Raw genomic sequence first — 18,196 nt, forward strand, 5'->3', positions numbered from 1 at the left:
GTTTTCTTAACAGAAAACTTCTTTTTTAATATAATAGGAAATCATCTACTGCAATTGTAATGATTTGATGAAAATAAATCCAGGTTTAAGAATCCGGCTATGTGGTATATATAGAATATAAATGAAGAGAGGTGCAGTATGAAGATAAGATTTTTAGGAGCAGTACAGGGAGTCACAGGTTCATCCCATCTTATACAGGCAAACGGAAAAAACATATTGCTTGATTGCGGCATGTTCCAGGGCAGGGAAGAGCATTTGAACTACGAGAATTTCGAAATAGAACCTTCAAAGATCGATTACCTTTTGTTGAGCCACAGCCACATAGACCACAGTGGAAGAATTCCGCTTCTGGTAAAAAAGGGATTCAGGGGAAAGATATATTGCTCAAAACCCACGCATGACCTTTGCAGGATAATGCTCATGGACTCAGCTCACATACAGGAAACGGAAGCAGAATGGAAAAACGAAAAAGCAAGGCGTTCCGGAAGAAAGCTGACGGAACCTCTGTACACCAGCCATGATGCGGAATTTTCCTTCAGGTATTTTTACCCTGTACTATATGACCAAATCTTCACCGTAGATGAAAACGTCAGGGTCAGGTACAGGGACGCTGGCCACATTCTGGGTTCATCAATTACAGAAATATGGGTGAAGGAAGGTGAGACTACTACAAAGATAGTTTATTCCGGAGACCTGGGGATGAAAGAAAAGGCCATAGTAAGGGACCCGTTCATAATTGAAGATGCAGACTACCTGATTCTGGAGTCCACATACGGAAACAGGCTTCATGAAAAGCAGGAGGTTCGGGTAGAAGAACTGATAAAGATTATCATGAAAACCACCAGAAGAGGAGGTTCTGTGATAATTCCTTCTTTTGCCGTGGGAAGAACCCAGGAGATAATTTATGAGTTGAACCAGTACTACGACTGCAACAAGGAAGCGCATAGGGATCAGCGCAGAAGTTTCATGAACATACCTGTTTACATAGACAGTCCACTGGCTGTTAAGGCTACGGAGGTTTTCAAGCAAAATACTGATGTATTTGATGACGAAGCCAAAATGTGTATGATGGAAGGAGACAATCCCCTTGAATTTGAAAACCTTCACTTCACACAAAACGTCGAGGAATCAAAAATGCTCAATAAATCAAAAGAACCTAAGGTCATTATTTCAGCCAGCGGCATGTGTGAAGCAGGGAGAATAAAACACCACCTTAAACACAACCTTTGGAAGAAGGAAGCAAGCATAGTGTTTGTGGGATACCAGGCAGAAGGAACGCTGGGGCGAAAAATCCTTGATGGTCAGGAATTTGTAAAGGTACTGGGAGATGAAGTCAGGGTAATGGCCGAAATATACAGTGTGGAAGGCTTTTCGGGACACGCTGACAAGGAAGGGCTAATAAGCTGGCTTGAAAGTTTCAGGGAGAAACCGAAAAAAGTATTCATCGTCCACGGTGAGCATGAAGCCAAAATTTCCTTTGCGGAAGAAATTAAGAACAGGCTCAAAATAAACTGCATAATTCCGGAATACAACAAGGTGTATGACGTTCAGAAAGAGTGCGAGATTTCCGAGGAGACTGTTGAGGATGCCGTAAGCTGCGCAAGAGACTCGGCCAAGGAAGTACAGATTGAGGATTTGAAAAAAGAAATAGAAAAACTTAAGTCAATGTTTGAAACCACCTTAGAAAACACAAAAGGTTATCTTGAAAAGGATAAGATGAACGTGGAAAGGTATAAGGACATACAAAGCAACATTTTATCGCTGGAGAACGAAATTCTAAATCTATCCATGCTCAACAGCAAGTGATACTTAAAAGGGTTGAAAGGTATAGAAAGGTATGCCGCTCAACCCTTTCGATCTTTGCGCCAGAAAACGTTTCTTCGATAAACGGCTGAAAATTCATGATTCTGAATGATGATGTCTCTAATGTTATGTGGCATGAAAAATGCAATGTGAATTTCGGAGTATGATTATATGCAGCGTAATATGAGTTGCAATAGTTATAAAATCAGAAAGGAAGGACAATGAATGAAAAAGTTATTGACTGGAAACGAAGCCATTGCGCTTGGAGCCTATGAAGCGGGCGTTCACTACGCAGCGGCGTATCCCGGAACACCCAGCACCGAAATACTTGAGAATATAGCACCCTATAAGGAAATAATAGCAGAATGGGCTCCTAACGAGAAGGTGGCTGTCGAATCTGCCATCGGCGCATGCATAGCAGGAGCAAGAACACTGACCGCCATGAAGCATGTAGGTCTTAACGTTGCCGCAGACCCGTTTTTTTCAATCGGATACACCGGAGTTAACGGAGGGATGGTACTGATAAGTGCTGATGACCCCGGCCTTCACTCTTCTCAAAACGAGCAGGACAACAGATATTACGCAAGAATGGCAAAGGTTGCAATGGTTGAGCCAAGCAACAGCCAGGAATGCAAGGACATGGTAAAGACAGCACTGGAAATAAGCGAAAAATACGATACGCTGGTAATGATAAGAATGACAACCAGGCTCTGCCACAGCAAGTCGGTTGTGGAAACAGGAGAAAGAACAGAGGTTCCCATCAAAGAATACAAAAAAGAAACGGAAAAGTATCTAATAGCTCCGGCTACAGCAAGAATGCTTCATTTGAAGGTTGAAAAAAAGCTGGTTGAACTTGAGAAGTTTTCAAATGAGACAGATTTGAACCAAGTTGAATGGAACAGCAAAAAAATAGGAGTAATTTCAGCAGGCGTCGCATATCAGTATGCAAGGGAAGTTTTCAAGGATTCGGCATCCTACCTGAAGCTGGGTTTCACATTCCCTCTTCCAATGGAAAAAATAAGAAAATTTGCCGAAGAGGTTGAAATTCTCTATGTTGTTGAAGAGCTCGAACCTTTCATGGAAGAACAGATAAGAGCAGCAGGAATCAAGTGCATAGGCAAAGACAAAATACCAAACACCTGGGAACTGAATCCTGACATAGTTGAGGAATCACTTTTTGAAACAAAAAGAGAAACAATAGAATATGACAGGACTGTTGCAGTGGGAAGACCTCCTACACTTTGCGCAGGATGTCCTCACAGAGCATTTTATTATGAACTGTCAAAGAGAAAGAACGTCATGATTACCAGTGACATAGGCTGCTATACTCTGGGAGGAGCTGAACCATTAAATGCAACAGATGCAATAATCTGTATGGGAGCAAGCGTAAGCATGGCCCATGGTGCCAAAAAGGTTTTTGATAAGGCTAACGTTGATAAGAGGCTGGTTGCAACCATAGGTGACTCAACATTCTTCCATTCCGGAATGACAAGCTTGCTGGATGTTGTTTATAACAAGAGCAACACAGTTACATGTATTCTTGATAACAGAATAACTGCCATGACTGGACACCAGGAAAACCCGGGAACTGGCTTCACGCTGCAGGGAGATACTGCAAAAATAACAGATATCGAACAAATCGTAAAAGCTCTTGGTATAGACCATGTGAGAACTGTAAATCCTCTTGACAACGCACAGATGAAGGCTGCATTTGACTGGGCCTTTGTTCTTGATGAACCATCTGTTATTATATCAAGATATCCATGCGCCCTGAAGAAATACTCGGATGCCGATATTGAAGAGTTCGGTCCCATAAACGGAGTGTGCCAGGTTGACCACGACAAGTGCATAGGCTGTAAAAAGTGCGTTGGTACAGGCTGCCCTGCAATTTATTTCAACAAGGCAATTAAAAAGTCAAACATAAACAAGGTTCAATGCGTGGGATGCAAGCTTTGCATGCAGGTGTGCCCAGTTAAAGCTATCAGTAAGGTGGGTGAGTGATATGAAGGAAACTAAAAATATATTGTTAGTTGGAGTAGGCGGTCAGGGAACAATTCTTGTGAGCAAAATACTTTCGACAGGCTTGATGGATGCGGGCTACGATGTAAAGATGTCAGAAATTCACGGAATGGCTCAAAGGGGAGGAAGCGTTTCAACCCAGGTGAGGTACGGAGAAAATATTTCATCTCCCATAATCGGAAAAGGTCAGGCCGACATTCTTGTTTCCTTTGAGAAAATGGAAGCAATAAGATGGCTTGAATTTTTAAAGCCTGACGGCGTATGTGTTGTAAACGACTATGAGATACCTTCGGCACCGGTGCTGTCAGGCAAGGCGGACTATCCACAGGGAGTTCTTGACATTTTAAAGGAAAAAGTTCATACTAAAGTTCTTAACGCTGCCAATATTTCAGCTGATTTAGGGAATGTGAAGGTTATGAACGTTGTGCTTCTCGGAGCTCTGGCAAAAATGATGGATCTTACGGACATCGATTGGGATAAGGCCATAAAAGGTTCCGTAAAAGAAAATTTTGCAGAGCTGAACGTGAAGGCGTTTAATGCAGGAATGGAAGCAGTAAGCTAAAATACAAAAGAAAGGCTGAACAATATGAGCTACAAAATATTAGCTATAAACCCGGGTTCAACTTCCACAAAAATAGCGTTGTATGAAGATGAAAAGGAAATTTTTACGTACACTATAAATCATCCTGTAGAAGTTATAGAAAAGTTTGAAAATGTAGAAGACCAGCTCCAAATGAGAAGGGATTATGTTATGAAGTATCTTAAAGAACACGGATATGACATAACGGACCTTTCGGCGGTTGTTGCCAGAGGTGGTATGCTTCCTCCGGTCAAATCGGGAGCATATATCATCAACGATCTGATGATAGACAGGGTTGAAAACAGACCTGTTATGGAGCACGCCTCCAATCTTGCGGCTCCCATTGCATATGGCATTGCTAAAGCGGCGGGAATTCCTTCGTACATTTATGACTCCGTGATGACTGACGAGCTGACGGACATTGCCAGGATATCAGGTATGCCTGATTTACCGCGCACCAGTTCCAGCCATGTTTTGAATACCAGGGCCATGGCCATCAAGGCAGCAAAAAAGCTCGGCAGAAAATACGAGGATGTAAATATTATTGTCGCTCATTTGGGAGGCGGGATTTCAATCAACATTCACAGCAACGGACATATAATTGACCTGGTTTCAGACGATGAAGGACCGTTTTCTCCGGAGAGAGCAGGAAGGGTTCCGTGCAGGGAACTTATAAACCTGTGTTATTCCGGGAAATTTGACAAAAAGACTATGCAGAGGAAGCTGCGAGGAAACGGAGGCCTTAAGGCATACCTTAACACTGTCGATGCAAGAGAAGTTGAAAAAATGATTGCTGACGGAAACCAGGAAGCCAAGACCATTTACGAAGCCATGGCATACCAGGTGGCTAAGGGAATAGGAGAGTTGGCTACGGTTGTGGAAGGACGCGTTGACCTTATCATACTTACAGGGGGCATCGCCCATTCGAAATTGCTCACATCCTGGATTGAAAAACGTGTGGCTTTTATCGGCCCTGTTGAAATACTAGCAGGTGAGAATGAAATGGAGGCGCTGGCCTACGGTGCCTTGAGAGTGTTAAGGGGAGAAGAATCAGCAAGGGAATATACAGAATAACTAGTGGGAACCGGCAAATACCGGTTCCTTTTTTATATATTAGGATAGTTTTCTTTCATTATATAAAAAACGAGGAATGCATGTCTCGTCCTTGCCGGAAACTGCATTGCGACGATACAGTCCGAACATAATTCCATTATATTGGTATATTTTACTTCATTCATATTAAAACGAAATAAGCAGGCGAACAAACACTGAACATTCGTTTAAATACGAAAATCAAATGAACAAAACATAAAAATCATCTTGAAAAGTCGTTGACAAAGCTTTTTATATTTGTTAATATATATTTGAAAATGAATGTTGAGTTTTGTATAACGATAAGGATGGTAACATATGAACTTTGATGTTAAAAGGGTATTTGTAGAAAAAAAACAGGGTTTTAACACAGAAGCCCTAAATTTGCTGAATAACTTCAAGGAAAATTTGCAGCTTGAGGGTTTGAGCAATTTAAGAATCCTGAACAGATACGATGTGTCCCATGTTAGCGCAGAAGATTTCCAAAAGGCTGTATCAGAAGTTTTTTCAGAGCCTAACCAGGATCAGATTTACCTGGAACAAATTGATGCTTCAGGAAGCAAATTGTTTGCAGTGGAATTTCTTCCGGGACAATATGACCAGAGAGCGGATTCTGCGGCCCAGTGCATCCAGATTGTTACAGGAAAGGAAAAGCCTCCTGTAAGGTACGCCAGAGTATTGATTCTTGTAGGACAGCTGTCAGAACAAGACGTTGAAAAAATAAAAGATTACTACATTAACCCGGTTGATTCAAGAGAAGCAGATCTTGAAAAACCATCAACTTTGGATGAAGAATATCCTGAGCCTTCCGATGTTGAGCAGGTTGAAAATTTCATATACAAATCCAAGGAAGAAATAGAAGACTATAAAAATAAAACGGGTCTTGCTATGAGCACTGAGGATTTGCTTTTTTGTCAGGATTATTTCAGGAACACAGAGAAACGAAATCCAACGGTTACGGAAATAAAGGTGATTGACACATACTGGTCTGATCACTGCAGACATACAACATTCTCCACAGTTATAACCAACGTGGAATTTGAAGGCGGAAAAATAACAGACGAAATCAAAAAAACGTACAATGAATATCTGAAAAGCAGAGAATATGTTCACGCGGGCAGGCAAAAAGACCTGTGTCTCATGGACCTGGCAACCATCGGCGCAAAGGAGCTTAAGAAAAAAGGGCTTCTTGACGACCTGGAAGAGTCAGACGAAATAAATGCGTGCAGCATAGTGATCAAAGCTGATGTAGACGGCAAAGAAGAGGAATGGCTGCTGATGTTCAAGAATGAAACTCACAACCATCCCACTGAAATAGAACCGTTCGGGGGAGCCGCAACCTGTCTTGGAGGAGCCATAAGAGACCCTCTTTCAGGCAGAGCATACGTGTATCAGGCAATGCGTGTCACAGGAAGCGGTGACCCAAGGCAAAGCCTTAAGGATACCCTGCCGGGAAAGCTACCTCAAAGGAAAATATCTACAGAAGCCGCGGCGGGATACAGTTCATACGGCAACCAGATAGGTCTTTCAACGGGACATGTGGTTGAAATATACCATCCTGACTACGTAGCAAAGAGAATGGAAATCGGAGCAGTCATTGCAGCGGCTCCCAGGTCCAATGTTGTAAGGGAAGTTCCTGAAAAAGGAGACGTGGTGATACTTCTTGGAGGACGGACGGGAAGGGACGGCTGCGGCGGTGCGACAGGCTCTTCAAAGGAGCATACGGAAGAATCCATACTGGTGTGCGGCTCCGAGGTGCAAAAAGGAAACGCGCCTACGGAAAGAAAAATCCAGAGACTTTTCAGAAATTCTGAAGTAAGCAGACTTATCAAAAGATGCAATGACTTCGGTGCCGGCGGCGTTTCAGTTGCCATAGGCGAGCTGGCAGAAGGGCTTGATATAAACCTCGATGCGGTGCCTAAAAAATACGAAGGTCTTGACGGAACTGAACTGGCCATATCAGAATCACAGGAAAGAATGGCAGTGGTTGTAAGAAAGGAAGATGCGGGCAGATTCATGGAGCTTTCCAAAAGAGAGAACCTTGAATCAACGGTAGTGGCTGAGGTTACGGACAACAGGAGGCTGAGAATGACCTGGAGAGGAAAGGACGTTCTCAATATAAGCAGGGACTTTTTGGACACAAATGGAGTGAAGCAGAAAGTAGATGCATTTGTGAAGGAGCCTGAAAGTGTATTTACGTCAGCCGGGGCAGCAGGAACAAAGGAAGACTGGCTTGAAAACCTGAAGGATTTAAACGTGGCAAGCCAGAAGGGGCTCGTTGAGAGATTTGATTCCACCGTAGGTGCGGCAACAGTTGTAATGCCCTTTGGGGGCAGGACGCAGCTCACTCCTGCGGAAGGAATGGCTGCTAAAATACCTGTGCTTGAAGGAGTGACAAGTACTTGCTCTCTCATGGCACACGGATTTGATCCCTTCCTTTCAAAGGAAAGCCCATACCACGGTGCAATGTATGCAGTAATCCACTCTGTTGCAAAAATAGTTGCAATGGGAGGAGACTATAAGAAAATAAGACTTACTTTCCAGGAATACTTCGAGAAGCTGGGGAAGGAACCATCCCGCTGGGGCAAGCCATTAAGCGCCCTGCTTGGAGCATACAAGGCTCAGCACGAGCTTGAGATACCTGCCATAGGCGGAAAGGACAGCATGTCCGGAACGTTCAAGGACATGAATGTTCCCCCAACGCTGGTAAGCTTCGCGGTGTGCGTTTCAGACGTAAAAAACACCGTAACGCCTGAATTCAAGAAAGCCGGCAGCCAGGTGATTCTTGTGAACATAAACAAAAATGAGGACAATATTCCTGATTTCAATGATATAAAGGAAAAATACGAAAAAATACATGAAGAGATATTAAAGGGAAATGTGCTCAGCGCCCACACTGTGGGACACGGCGGAGCAGCAGCGGCCATTTCAAAGATGACCTTTGGAAACGAAATAGGCTTTAGGGCAGCAGAAGGACTGAGCAGCGAGGAACTCTTCAGAGCCGGCTACGGGGATATGGTGCTGGAAATAAAAGAACATTCCGGAACAATTATTTTCGGAACATTGTTGGGAAATACTACAGAGGAAAAGGAAGTTTCAGTAAACGGCGAGACGGTTAAGATAGACGAGATGAAGAAGAGCTGGATGGAGCCCTTAAACTGTGTATATCCTGTTAAAAAGGACGTTTCAGGTCTTGTGGAGAGTTATTCGTACACGGGAGAAAGCAAAATTAAATCATCCCTGTCCATAGCTAAGCCCAAGGTATTCATTCCGGCATTTCCCGGGACAAACTGCGAATTCGACACAAAACGAGCTTTTGAAAGAGCCGGTGCAGAGGCTGAAATATTTGTGTTCAGAAACCTTTCAGCCCAGGATGTGCAGGAATCCATAAGGGAAATGGAAAAATTAATAAGAAAATCTCAGATAATAGCATTTCCCGGAGGCTTCAGCGCAGGTGATGAACCGGAAGGTTCGGGAAAGTTCATAGCTGCAGTATTCAGAAACGAAATTTTGAAGGATGCCGTTACAGACCTCTTAAAAAATCGTGACGGACTTATAATCGGCATATGCAACGGTTTCCAGGCGCTAATCAAGCTTGGTCTCGTTCCCTTCGGTGAGATTGTGCAAATGCAGGAAGACTATCCGACGCTGACCTACAACAAAATAGCACGCCACATTTCAACATTTGCAAGAACAAAGGTTGTTTCAAACCTTTCACCATGGCTTTTGGGATGCAACGTGGGAGATGAGCACCTTATGCCGCTGTCCCACGGAGAAGGAAGATTTGCAGCAAATGCAGAGTGGATACAAAGACTTAAAGAAAACGGCCAAATTGCAACTCAGTACGTTGATGAACAGCATATGCCGTCCTATGACGGAACGTACAACCCCAACGGGTCGGTTGAAGCAATAGAAGGAATAACCAGTCCGGACGGAAGGGTTCTGGGCAAAATGGGACATTCGGAAAGAATGGATAAAGACACTTATTTAAACATACCGGGCAACAAAGACCAGCTCATATTTGAATCAGGGGTTAAATACTACAGATAAACAGGAGGAAAAATGAAGGCAGCAATAATCATGGGAAGCGATTCGGACTTCCAGGTAGTGGAAAAAGGATACAACATACTGAAGGATTTTGGAGTTGAGGTTGATGTGAGGGTTATTTCGGCTCACAGAACACCTGATGTGGCAATAAACTTTGCAAAAGACGCTGAGCAAAACGGATACGAGCTGCTCATAGGAGCAGCAGGAAAAGCTGCTCATCTGCCGGGAGTTTTGGCAGGGTGCACTCCTCTTCCCGTTATAGGGCTTCCTATAAGCTCAACAGAGCTTGACGGCCTGGATGCATTGCTTGCCATAGTTCAGATGCCTCCTGGAGTACCGGTGGCTACAGTAGCCATTAACGGCGCCGACAATGCGGCTCTTCTGGCAGTCCAGATACTTTCTGTCAAACATGAGGAGTTAAGGAGCAAGTTCAAGGAGTACAAGAAACAGATGGCTGAAAAAGTCATCCTTAAGGATAAAAAATTAAACGAAAAATTAAATTCTAAATAATCGGAGGATACCATGAAGAAGTTGGAAATGATTTACGAAGGAAAAGCAAAGAAAGTTTTTAAAACAGACGACGAGAAAAAATACATCGTTGAATACAAGGATGATGCAACGGCATTCAACGGCGAGAAAAAAGGAACCATTGTAGGCAAAGGCGTTGTTAACAACAAGATGTCAGCTGCGTTGTTTGCGCTTTTGGAACAGGAAGGCGTACCTACACATCAGATAGAACTTTTAAATGACAGGGAATCACTGGTTAAGGCTGTTAAGATACTTCCCCTTGAAGTAATCGTAAGAAACGTGGCTGCGGGATCGCTGTCCAAGAGACTCGGTATTGAGGAAGGAGTTCCAATGAAGAAAACAGTTCTTGAGTTTTCCTATAAGAACGACGAGCTTGGAGATCCAATGATTAACGACTACCACATTCAGGCAATGGAATATGCCACGGACGAACAGCTTGAAACAGTTAAGAAATATGCGCTCATGGTTAATGAAGTGCTTAAGAAGTTCTTCCTGGAAATAAACATAAAGCTCATAGATTTCAAACTTGAGTTCGGAATCTACGACGGACAGGTAATACTTGCAGATGAAATTTCACCTGACACATGCAGACTATGGGATGCTGAAACAAACAAGAAACTGGACAAGGACAGATTCAGAAGAGACATGGGCGGAGTAGAAGAAGTATACCAGGAAGTTCTGGAAAGAATAAGCAAGAAAAAGTAATATGCGAGGAGACGCTATGCAGGATTTAATTTTAGACGACAAGCTTCATGAGGAATGCGGAGTTGTAGGGGTGTTTTCAGATAACCCTGACATAACATCACAGCTGGTATATTACGGATTGTTTGCCCTGCAGCACAGAGGGCAGGAGAGCGCAGGAATAGCCATCAACACAGGAGGCAAAATTCAATATCACAAGAATATGGGACTTGTTTCTGACGTTTTAACAGGAGAAGTGATTAAAAACCTGTCCGGAGGAATTGCCATCGGACATGTGAGATATTCAACATCCGGCGGAAGCGAAATCGAAAATGCCCAGCCTCTTGTTGTAAGATATAAAAACGGCACGCTGGCATTGGCCCACAACGGTAATCTGGTCAATGCTGACAGCCTCAGAAACATACTTGAGGACAGCGGAGTTATTTTCCAGACATCAATAGACACGGAAGTCGTTGCTAACATGATAGCAAGAAACGCCAACGGAGACGTGCTCAAATCCATTAAAAATGTCATGGAAATCATCAAGGGAGCATTTGCTTTTGTAATCACAACCGGAAAACAGCTCATAGGGGTTCGCGACCATTTCGGGCTAAGGCCTCTTTGCCTGGGGAAAAGGCCTGACGGATACCTTCTGGCTTCGGAAAGCTGCGCCATAAATGCCATGGGCGGAGAATTCATCAGAGACATTGAACCCGGAGAAATAGTAATAATCGACGAAAACGGAGTGGAAAGCATTAAAAGCAGCAAGTACGCTCAGCAAAAATCCTGCATATTCGAATACGTTTATTTTGCAAGGCCGGACAGCACAATTGACGGAATCAATGTTTATCAGTCAAGATATAATGCAGGAAGAATACTGGCGCAGGAATCTCCCGTCAAAGCGGATCTGGTTTTCTGTGTTCCGGACTCGGGTACTCCAGCAGCCATTGGTTATGCCAATGAACTTGGAATTCCTTACGGCCTGGGTCTCATAAAAAACAGATACGCCAAAAGAACATTTATCGAACCCAGCCAGTCACTACGTGAAGAAGGCGTAAAGACAAAACTGAGTGTTAACAAGGATCTTGTAAAAGACAAGGTTGTTGTAATGATAGACGACAGCATAGTAAGAGGAACAACCACAAGGCAGCTTGCTCAGATGGTAAGGGATGCAGGAGCAAAGGAAGTCCATGTGAGAATAGCTTCACCGCCGGTTACCCATTCATGCTTCTTCGGAATAGACACACCGTTTAGAAGCTACCTTATAGGAGCCAACAAATCCGTAGATGCCATAAAAGACTACATCAAGGCAGACAGTCTTCATTTCATAAGCCTGCAAGGTCTTATAAGATCCACGGAATCAGACAGAGGATTCTGTCTCGCATGTCTGAACGGTGATTATCCAATGGAAGTTCCAAAATTCGATTAAGGAGATTATTATGTCTGATAAATTAACATACAAAGACTCCGGCGTTGACATCCATGCCGGATATGAAACAGTTAGACTCATAAAGGACTACGTTAAGAAAACATACACCAAGGGAGTAATGTCCGATATAGGAGGCTTCGGCGGAATGTTCGGAATAGACAAGAATGAATATGAGGAACCTGTTCTCGTTTCGGGAACAGACGGTGTGGGAACAAAACTCATGATTGCTTTCAAGACGGACATTCATGACACCATAGGTGAGGATGCTGTTGCCATGTGCGTTAACGATGTAATTTGCCAGGGCGCCAAGCCTCTGTTTTTCCTGGATTACATCGCCACAGGCAAGCTTGATCCCAAGAAGGCTGCCGACATAGTCAAAGGTGTTGCCAACGGCTGCATAAAGGCGGGGGCTGCTCTTATCGGAGGAGAAACAGCGGAAATGCCGGGACTTTACGGTGACGGAGAATACGACATAGCAGGTTTTTGCGTAGGAATAGTTGACAGGAAAAAAATAATTGACGGTTCAAAAATAGTTGAAGGCGATGTGCTGATTGGCATACCTTCAAGCGGGTTCCATTCTAACGGCTATTCACTGGTAAGAAAAGTGTTCTTTGACCATAAGAACTACAATGTGGATGACTATGTTAAGGAGCTGGGATGTACGCTGGGAGAGGCTCTTCTCGCTCCAACCCGTATATATCCAAAGCTCATTATGGATTTGATTTCTAAATTTGAAATAAAGGGAATGTCAAACATTACAGGCGGCGGTTTCTATGAAAACATTCCGAGAATGTTTCCTGAAGGAATCACTGCAGACATTGATACAAAAAACATCCAGGTACTTCCTGTTTTCAAGCTCATACAAAGGGAAGGAAACATTGACATTGAAGAAATGTACTCAACGTTCAACATGGGTATCGGAATGGTGCTGGCAGTTGATTGTGACACAGCTGATGAAGTTATCAGATATCTTGAAAGTCAGGGTGAAAAGCCTGCAATAATCGGAAAAACTGTCAGAAGGGAAGGCGGACTTAAAATATGCCACAACTAAAGATAGGTGTATTGATTTCCGGATCAGGAACGAACCTACAGTCCCTCATTGACAGCATGGAAGCCGGGTGCATAAACGGGAGCATTGAAGCTGTAATATCAGACAAAAGCTCGGCATACGGCTTGGAGAGGGCAAGACAGCACAACATAGATGCGTTTTTTTTAAATCACAAGGACTACGAAAACAATGAAAGCTACAACGAAGCTGTCATAAAGGTGCTTGAAAGCCGCGGGGTCGAGCTTGTGGTTCTGGCAGGATATCTTAAGATTTTATCCCGCAGGTTCATCGAAAAGTACAGAAACAGGATAATCAACATACATCCGTCACTGATACCATCCTTTTGCGGCAAAGGCTATTACGGACTCAAGGTTCACGAGGCTGCTGTACAGTACGGGGTCAGGGTAAGCGGTGCTACGGTTCATTTCGTGGACGAAGAAGCAGATACGGGACCCATCATACTTCAGGAGACTGTGGAAGTAAACTTTGAAGATACGGCAGAATCGCTTCAGCAAAAGATACTTAAGGTGGAACACAGGATTCTCCCTCAGGCTGTAAAGCTTTTTTGCGAAGGACGTCTTGAGGTTCAGGGAAGAAGAGTCAGAATAATAAATAACGAAGAGTTAAGAATTAAGAGTGAAAATTAATGCGGTAACTGAAATAAATATCGAGGAGTTGATTTATTAAATGAAAGCTTTAATCAGCGTGTCTGATAAAACCGGAATAGTTGAGTTTGCAAAAGAACTACAGGAACTTGGAATTGAAATAATCTCCACGGGAGGAACCCACAAGGCTCTGGAAGAAGCAGGAGTTAAGGTTACCGGGATTTCAGAGGTAACGGGTTTTCCGGAATGTCTTGACGGCAGGGTAAAGACTCTGCACCCCAATATCCACGCAGGTCTTCTTGCAATGCGTTCAAATCCTGAACATATGAAACAGCTTCAGGAACTTCACATTGACACCATAGACATGGTTGTTGTCAATCTGTATCCTTTCAAGCAGACAATACTCAAGGACGGTGTCACAAGAGAGGTTGCCATAGAGAACATAGACATAGGAGGACCCACAATGCTCCGCTCTGCGGCAAAGAACTACCAGGACGTTGCAGTCATAGTTGATCCAAGAGACTACGCAGCGGTCCTTGAGGAACTTAAGTCATACGGACAGGTTTCAACGGACACAAAGTTTTATCTGTGCTCAAAAGTATTTGAGCACACATCACACTACGACACGTTGATAGCTTCTTACATGAGAAAGGAAAGGCATGATGAAAGCCTTCCTGAAACGTTCACAATGACATTTGAAAAGGTTCAGGAAATGCGATACGGTGAAAACCCGCACCAGAAGGCTGCATTCTATAAGGAAGTAAGAAGGTGCGACGGACTTCTGTCATCAGCTGTGCAGCTTCACGGCAAGGAACTGTCCTTCAACAACATCAATGATACCAACGGAGCCCTTGAACTGCTGAAAGAGTTTGAAGAGCCTGCAGTTGTAGCCTGCAAGCATGCGAACCCATGCGGAGTTGGAACAGCAGACAGCCTGTTCGAAGCCTACACAAAAGCATACAATGCCGATCCAACATCCATATTCGGAGGAATTGTGGTAATGAACAGGGAAGTGGATGAAAAGACCGCTGAAGAAATCAACAGGATTTTTGTAGAGATTGTGGTTGCTCCAGCATATTCGGAAAAGGCCCTTGAAATTCTTAAATCAAAGAAAAACATAAGACTTCTGCTCATTGAAAACATATTGCATAAACAGGATGAAAATGCTTATGACCTTAAAAAGGTTGCAGGAGGAATTCTGGTTCAGACAATAGATTCGAAGCTTCTTGAAGGCGAGCTCACAACTGTAACAAAGAAGAGCCCCACAGAACAGGAAATTAAGGATATGATGATGGCATGGAAGATTGTAAAGCACACAAAGTCTAACGCCATCACCATCGTGAAGGACGGTCAGTCCATAGGAATAGGACCCGGTCAGGTAAACAGAATCTGGGCATGCAAGCAGTCCATTGAGCATGCTGTAGAATTTCTTGGAGAAGAAAAACTGAAGGGAGCAGTTATGGCCTCAGATGCGTACTTCCCATTCTCCGACTGTGTGGAAGAAGCTGCGAAGGCAGGAATCACGGCTATAATTCAGCCGGGTGGATCTGTAAGGGACAAGGACTCCGTAGAAGCGTGCGACAATCACAACATTTCAATGCTTTTCACAGGCATGAGACACTTTAAGCATTAACAAAGGGAGGTTTTTATGAAGATTCTTGTTGTAGGCAGCGGGGCGAGAGAACACACCATATGCTGGAAACTAAAGCAAAGCAGGAAGGTTTCAAAGCTTTACTGTGCTCCCGGAAATGCGGGAATAGGGCAGATAGCTGAAATCGTTCATATAAAAGCTGATAATTTGGTGGAAATCACCGAGTTTTCAGCAGAAAACAAAATAGACCTGGTCGTTGTGGGACCTGAAGGGCCTCTCGTAGGCGGTCTGGTTGATATGCTCAAAGAAAAGGGTATAAGAGCCTTTGGTCCGGTTAAAAAAGGAGCAAGGCTTGAAGGCAGCAAGTCCTATTCAAAGGACTTCATGCAGAAATACAACATTCCAACTGCCAGGTATGAGGTTTTTACAGATTCGGCCAAAGCACTGGAAAGTCTGAAGGATTTTGAAGTTCCCGTTGTGGTTAAGGCCGATGGTCTGGCAGCGGGCAAGGGAGTTCTTATCTGCGAGACAAAGGAAGATGCAAAGGAAGCCATAAAGAGCATAATAGACCAGAAGCAGTTCGGAGAAGCCGGAGACACTGTAGTTATAGAGGAGTTTCTGGACGGAACGGAGACTTCACTCCTATGCTTTGTTGACGGCAAAAGCATTGTTCCCATGGAGAGTGCAAGGGACTACAAGAAGGCTTACGACGGCGATATGGGACTTAACACAGGAGGAATGGGCAACTTTTCCCCCAACCCCATATATACACAGAAGCTTAATGCGTATATAGAGGAAAATATAATTGCCAGGACACTGAACGGCTTTAAAGAGGAAGGAATCGACTTTTGCGGAGTCTTGTTCATCGGACTCATGATTAAGGGCGACCAGGCTAAGGTTCTTGAATACAACACACGCTTTGGTGACCCTGAAACGGAATCAGTGCTACCGAGGCTTGAATCGGACCTGGTTGATATAATGGAAAAATGCATAGACGGCAATCTCTCTTCAGATGACCTTAAATGGAAGGAAGAAAAAAGCGTCACAGTGATCATCGCTTCCGGCGGATATCCTGAGGAGTACAAAAAAGGATTTGAAATAACAGGGCTTGACCAGGTTGACGAAGACATAGTGGTTTTCCACGGAGGCACAACATTAAAAGACGGAAAAGTCGTTACGGACGGCGGAAGGGTTCTGGCAGTTTCAGCGCTTGGAAACACCCTGGAAGAAGCAAGAGAAAGAGTGTACAAAAACATACCTAAGATCCATTTCAGCAACATGCAGTACAGAACTGACATCGCTAAGCTGTAGCTGTATTTCAGAATTATAAAAAGGGCCTTGCCCTTTTTTTGTTTTTTGAATTATACATTATAAATAAAGCAGCAAAGTCTTATATTTGAAAAGCTTTTATCATCAGAAAAAAGCTGCTGAATATATTATTAATATAATGCAATAAATTCTATTTAGCTTGAAATAATATGAGGAGGGTGCCATGCGCATACATACGGTTCAACAAGGAGAGGTATTGTGGAGAATAGCCGACTACTACAAGGTTGACATACATGACATAATGGAAGCCAACGGTCTGGAAAATCCTGCTGTGCTTCTCGTCGGACAGTCCCTGTTAATACCTGATAAAACCAATGAATATACGGTAAAACAAGGAGATACAATCTGGAATATAGCTCAAAGCCACGGTGTGCCCGTGCAGGAACTTTTATGGGAAAACCGCATCTTAAACCCTGACATCATCTATCCGGGACTGGTTCTGAAGCTGCCCGAAAAGGAAAAGCCCGAGATAGAAGTGAATGCATACACATACATACTCGGTCGTGATGCTCTGCCTATTGTGGAAGGGGCAGGCGAATTTCTTACGTACCTTAGTCCCTTCGCATACCTTATCAATGAAGACGGAAGCCTCGTTCCCATTGATGACGAGCCTGCCATAGGGGAGGCCATTTCCAACGGAGTGGTTCCAATGATGTCCGTTGTTAACTTTACGCGAAACGTAAGAGGTGAAAACATAGCCAATATCATACTCAACAACCCTGCCACAGTTAGAGTCGTGCAGGACAACATACTCAGCACCATGAAGGACAAGGGATACAGTGGGCTCAACATTGATTTTGAATATGTGCTTCCGGAAGACAAAGAGGCATACAACAGCTTCCTTGAAAGCACCGTGAACAGGCTGCACGATGAAGGATTTTTCGTTTCAACAGCATTGGCTCCCAAAGTCAGCGCCGAACAAAGAGGCCTTCTATATGAGGCCCATGATTATTCTGCCCATGGACGTCTGGCGGATTTTGTGGTTCTCATGACCTACGAGTGGGGATGGAGAGGCGGACCTCCAAGAGCAATCTCTCCCATAAACGAGATAGAAAAGGTTCTTGACTATGCCGTATCTGTGATTCCAAGAAACAAGATACTCATGGGATTTCAAATATATGCCAGGGACTGGAAGCTTCCGTTTGCATCAGGCGATGAAGCTGAAACCATAAGCGTTGATGAAGCCATGAGAAGGGCAAATGAACACATGTCTGAAATAAAGTATGATTATGTTGCCCAGTCTCCATATTTCAGATACACAGATGATGAGGGCAACGCCCATGAGGTTTGGTTTGAGGATGCCAGAAGCGCTCAGGCGAAATTTGATGCTGTGAAGGAATATGATCTTCGCGGATTAAGCTACTGGGGACTTGGATATCCGTTCACCCAAAACTGGCTGCTGCTGGACGACAATTTCGATGTGAGAAAGCTTTGAGAATTGGAG

Annotated in this window: 13 protein-coding genes; all 13 read left to right on the top strand. The window is 43.8% G+C overall.

Features of this window, described 5'->3' with window-relative positions; genetic code table 11:
* Positions 1-138 precede the first annotated feature (138 nt).
* The 13 genes from AAGU76_RS00420 to AAGU76_RS00480 all read left to right on the top strand — a co-directional run bounded on the left by AAGU76_RS00420 (position 139) and on the right by AAGU76_RS00480 (position 18,187).
* Entirely contained in the window at positions 139-1,806 is a 1,668-nt protein-coding gene (locus AAGU76_RS00420; protein WP_342483464.1) for an MBL fold metallo-hydrolase, read from the top strand.
* 222 nt (positions 1,807-2,028) lie between these two features.
* Positions 2,029-3,804 (top strand): indolepyruvate ferredoxin oxidoreductase subunit alpha, encoded by a 1,776-nt coding sequence (iorA, locus tag AAGU76_RS00425; RefSeq protein WP_342483465.1) that lies wholly within the window; start codon positions 2,029-2,031, stop codon positions 3,802-3,804.
* Position 3,805: 1 nt separating this feature from the next.
* Positions 3,806-4,384 (top strand): indolepyruvate oxidoreductase subunit beta, encoded by a 579-nt coding sequence (locus AAGU76_RS00430; RefSeq protein WP_342483466.1) that lies wholly within the window; start codon positions 3,806-3,808, stop codon positions 4,382-4,384.
* A gap of 24 nt (positions 4,385-4,408) precedes the next feature.
* Positions 4,409-5,476: a butyrate kinase gene (buk, locus tag AAGU76_RS00435; RefSeq protein WP_342483467.1), complete on the top strand. Its 1,068-nt coding sequence runs from the start codon at positions 4,409-4,411 to the stop codon at positions 5,474-5,476.
* Positions 5,477-5,812: 336 nt separating this feature from the next.
* Complete coding sequence (locus AAGU76_RS00440) at positions 5,813-9,544, top strand: phosphoribosylformylglycinamidine synthase (RefSeq protein ID WP_342483468.1); 3,732 nt, start codon at positions 5,813-5,815, stop codon at positions 9,542-9,544.
* A 12-nt stretch (positions 9,545-9,556) separates the two neighbouring features.
* A complete protein-coding gene (gene purE, locus AAGU76_RS00445) occupies positions 9,557-10,051 on the top strand; it encodes a 5-(carboxyamino)imidazole ribonucleotide mutase (RefSeq protein WP_342483469.1) in 495 nt (164 codons plus the stop codon).
* A 12-nt stretch (positions 10,052-10,063) separates the two neighbouring features.
* The gene (gene purC, locus AAGU76_RS00450) at positions 10,064-10,774 is read left to right on the top strand and encodes a phosphoribosylaminoimidazolesuccinocarboxamide synthase (RefSeq protein WP_342483470.1); all 711 of its coding nucleotides are present in this window, start codon (positions 10,064-10,066) and stop codon (positions 10,772-10,774) included.
* Positions 10,775-10,790: 16 nt separating this feature from the next.
* Positions 10,791-12,179, top strand: coding sequence for an amidophosphoribosyltransferase (purF, locus tag AAGU76_RS00455; protein WP_342483471.1), 1,389 nt, complete (start codon positions 10,791-10,793; stop codon positions 12,177-12,179).
* A 10-nt stretch (positions 12,180-12,189) separates the two neighbouring features.
* A complete protein-coding gene (purM, locus tag AAGU76_RS00460) occupies positions 12,190-13,230 on the top strand; it encodes a phosphoribosylformylglycinamidine cyclo-ligase (protein ID WP_342483472.1) in 1,041 nt (346 codons plus the stop codon).
* Positions 13,218-13,874, top strand: a complete 657-nt coding sequence (gene purN, locus AAGU76_RS00465; protein ID WP_342483473.1) for a phosphoribosylglycinamide formyltransferase — start codon at positions 13,218-13,220, stop codon at positions 13,872-13,874. Before purM ends, purN begins: the two co-directional genes overlap by 13 nt.
* A 40-nt stretch (positions 13,875-13,914) precedes the next feature.
* Entirely contained in the window at positions 13,915-15,465 is a 1,551-nt protein-coding gene (gene purH, locus AAGU76_RS00470) for a bifunctional phosphoribosylaminoimidazolecarboxamide formyltransferase/IMP cyclohydrolase (RefSeq protein WP_342483474.1), read from the top strand.
* 15 nt (positions 15,466-15,480) lie between these two features.
* The gene (gene purD / locus AAGU76_RS00475) at positions 15,481-16,734 is read left to right on the top strand and encodes a phosphoribosylamine--glycine ligase (RefSeq protein ID WP_342483475.1); all 1,254 of its coding nucleotides are present in this window, start codon (positions 15,481-15,483) and stop codon (positions 16,732-16,734) included.
* Positions 16,735-16,915: 181 nt separating this feature from the next.
* Positions 16,916-18,187, top strand: coding sequence for a LysM peptidoglycan-binding domain-containing protein (locus tag AAGU76_RS00480; RefSeq protein ID WP_342483476.1), 1,272 nt, complete (start codon positions 16,916-16,918; stop codon positions 18,185-18,187).
* Positions 18,188-18,196: the final 9 nt, after the last annotated feature.

The sequence above is a fragment of the Sedimentibacter sp. genome, assembly GCF_038562225.1.
Lineage (GTDB): Bacteria > Bacillota > Clostridia > Tissierellales > Sedimentibacteraceae > Sedimentibacter.

Bases quoted from the DNA above. Each gene is read 5' to 3' on its own strand.
- purC (WP_342483470.1), top strand. From the start codon at position 10,064: ATGAAGAAGTTGGAAATGATTTACGAAGGAAAAGCAAAGAAAGTTTTT.
- purF (WP_342483471.1), top strand. From the start codon at position 10,791: ATGCAGGATTTAATTTTAGACGACAAGCTTCATGAGGAATGCGGAGTT.
- AAGU76_RS00420 (WP_342483464.1), top strand. From the start codon at position 139: ATGAAGATAAGATTTTTAGGAGCAGTACAGGGAGTCACAGGTTCATCC.
- AAGU76_RS00430 (WP_342483466.1), top strand. From the start codon at position 3,806: ATGAAGGAAACTAAAAATATATTGTTAGTTGGAGTAGGCGGTCAGGGA.
- AAGU76_RS00440 (WP_342483468.1), top strand. From the start codon at position 5,813: ATGAACTTTGATGTTAAAAGGGTATTTGTAGAAAAAAAACAGGGTTTT.
- buk (WP_342483467.1), top strand. From the start codon at position 4,409: ATGAGCTACAAAATATTAGCTATAAACCCGGGTTCAACTTCCACAAAA.
- purH (WP_342483474.1), top strand. From the start codon at position 13,915: ATGAAAGCTTTAATCAGCGTGTCTGATAAAACCGGAATAGTTGAGTTT.
- purN (WP_342483473.1), top strand. From the start codon at position 13,218: ATGCCACAACTAAAGATAGGTGTATTGATTTCCGGATCAGGAACGAAC.
- iorA (WP_342483465.1), top strand. From the start codon at position 2,029: ATGAAAAAGTTATTGACTGGAAACGAAGCCATTGCGCTTGGAGCCTAT.
- purE (WP_342483469.1), top strand. From the start codon at position 9,557: ATGAAGGCAGCAATAATCATGGGAAGCGATTCGGACTTCCAGGTAGTG.
- AAGU76_RS00480 (WP_342483476.1), top strand. From the start codon at position 16,916: ATGCGCATACATACGGTTCAACAAGGAGAGGTATTGTGGAGAATAGCC.
- purM (WP_342483472.1), top strand. From the start codon at position 12,190: ATGTCTGATAAATTAACATACAAAGACTCCGGCGTTGACATCCATGCC.
- purD (WP_342483475.1), top strand. From the start codon at position 15,481: ATGAAGATTCTTGTTGTAGGCAGCGGGGCGAGAGAACACACCATATGC.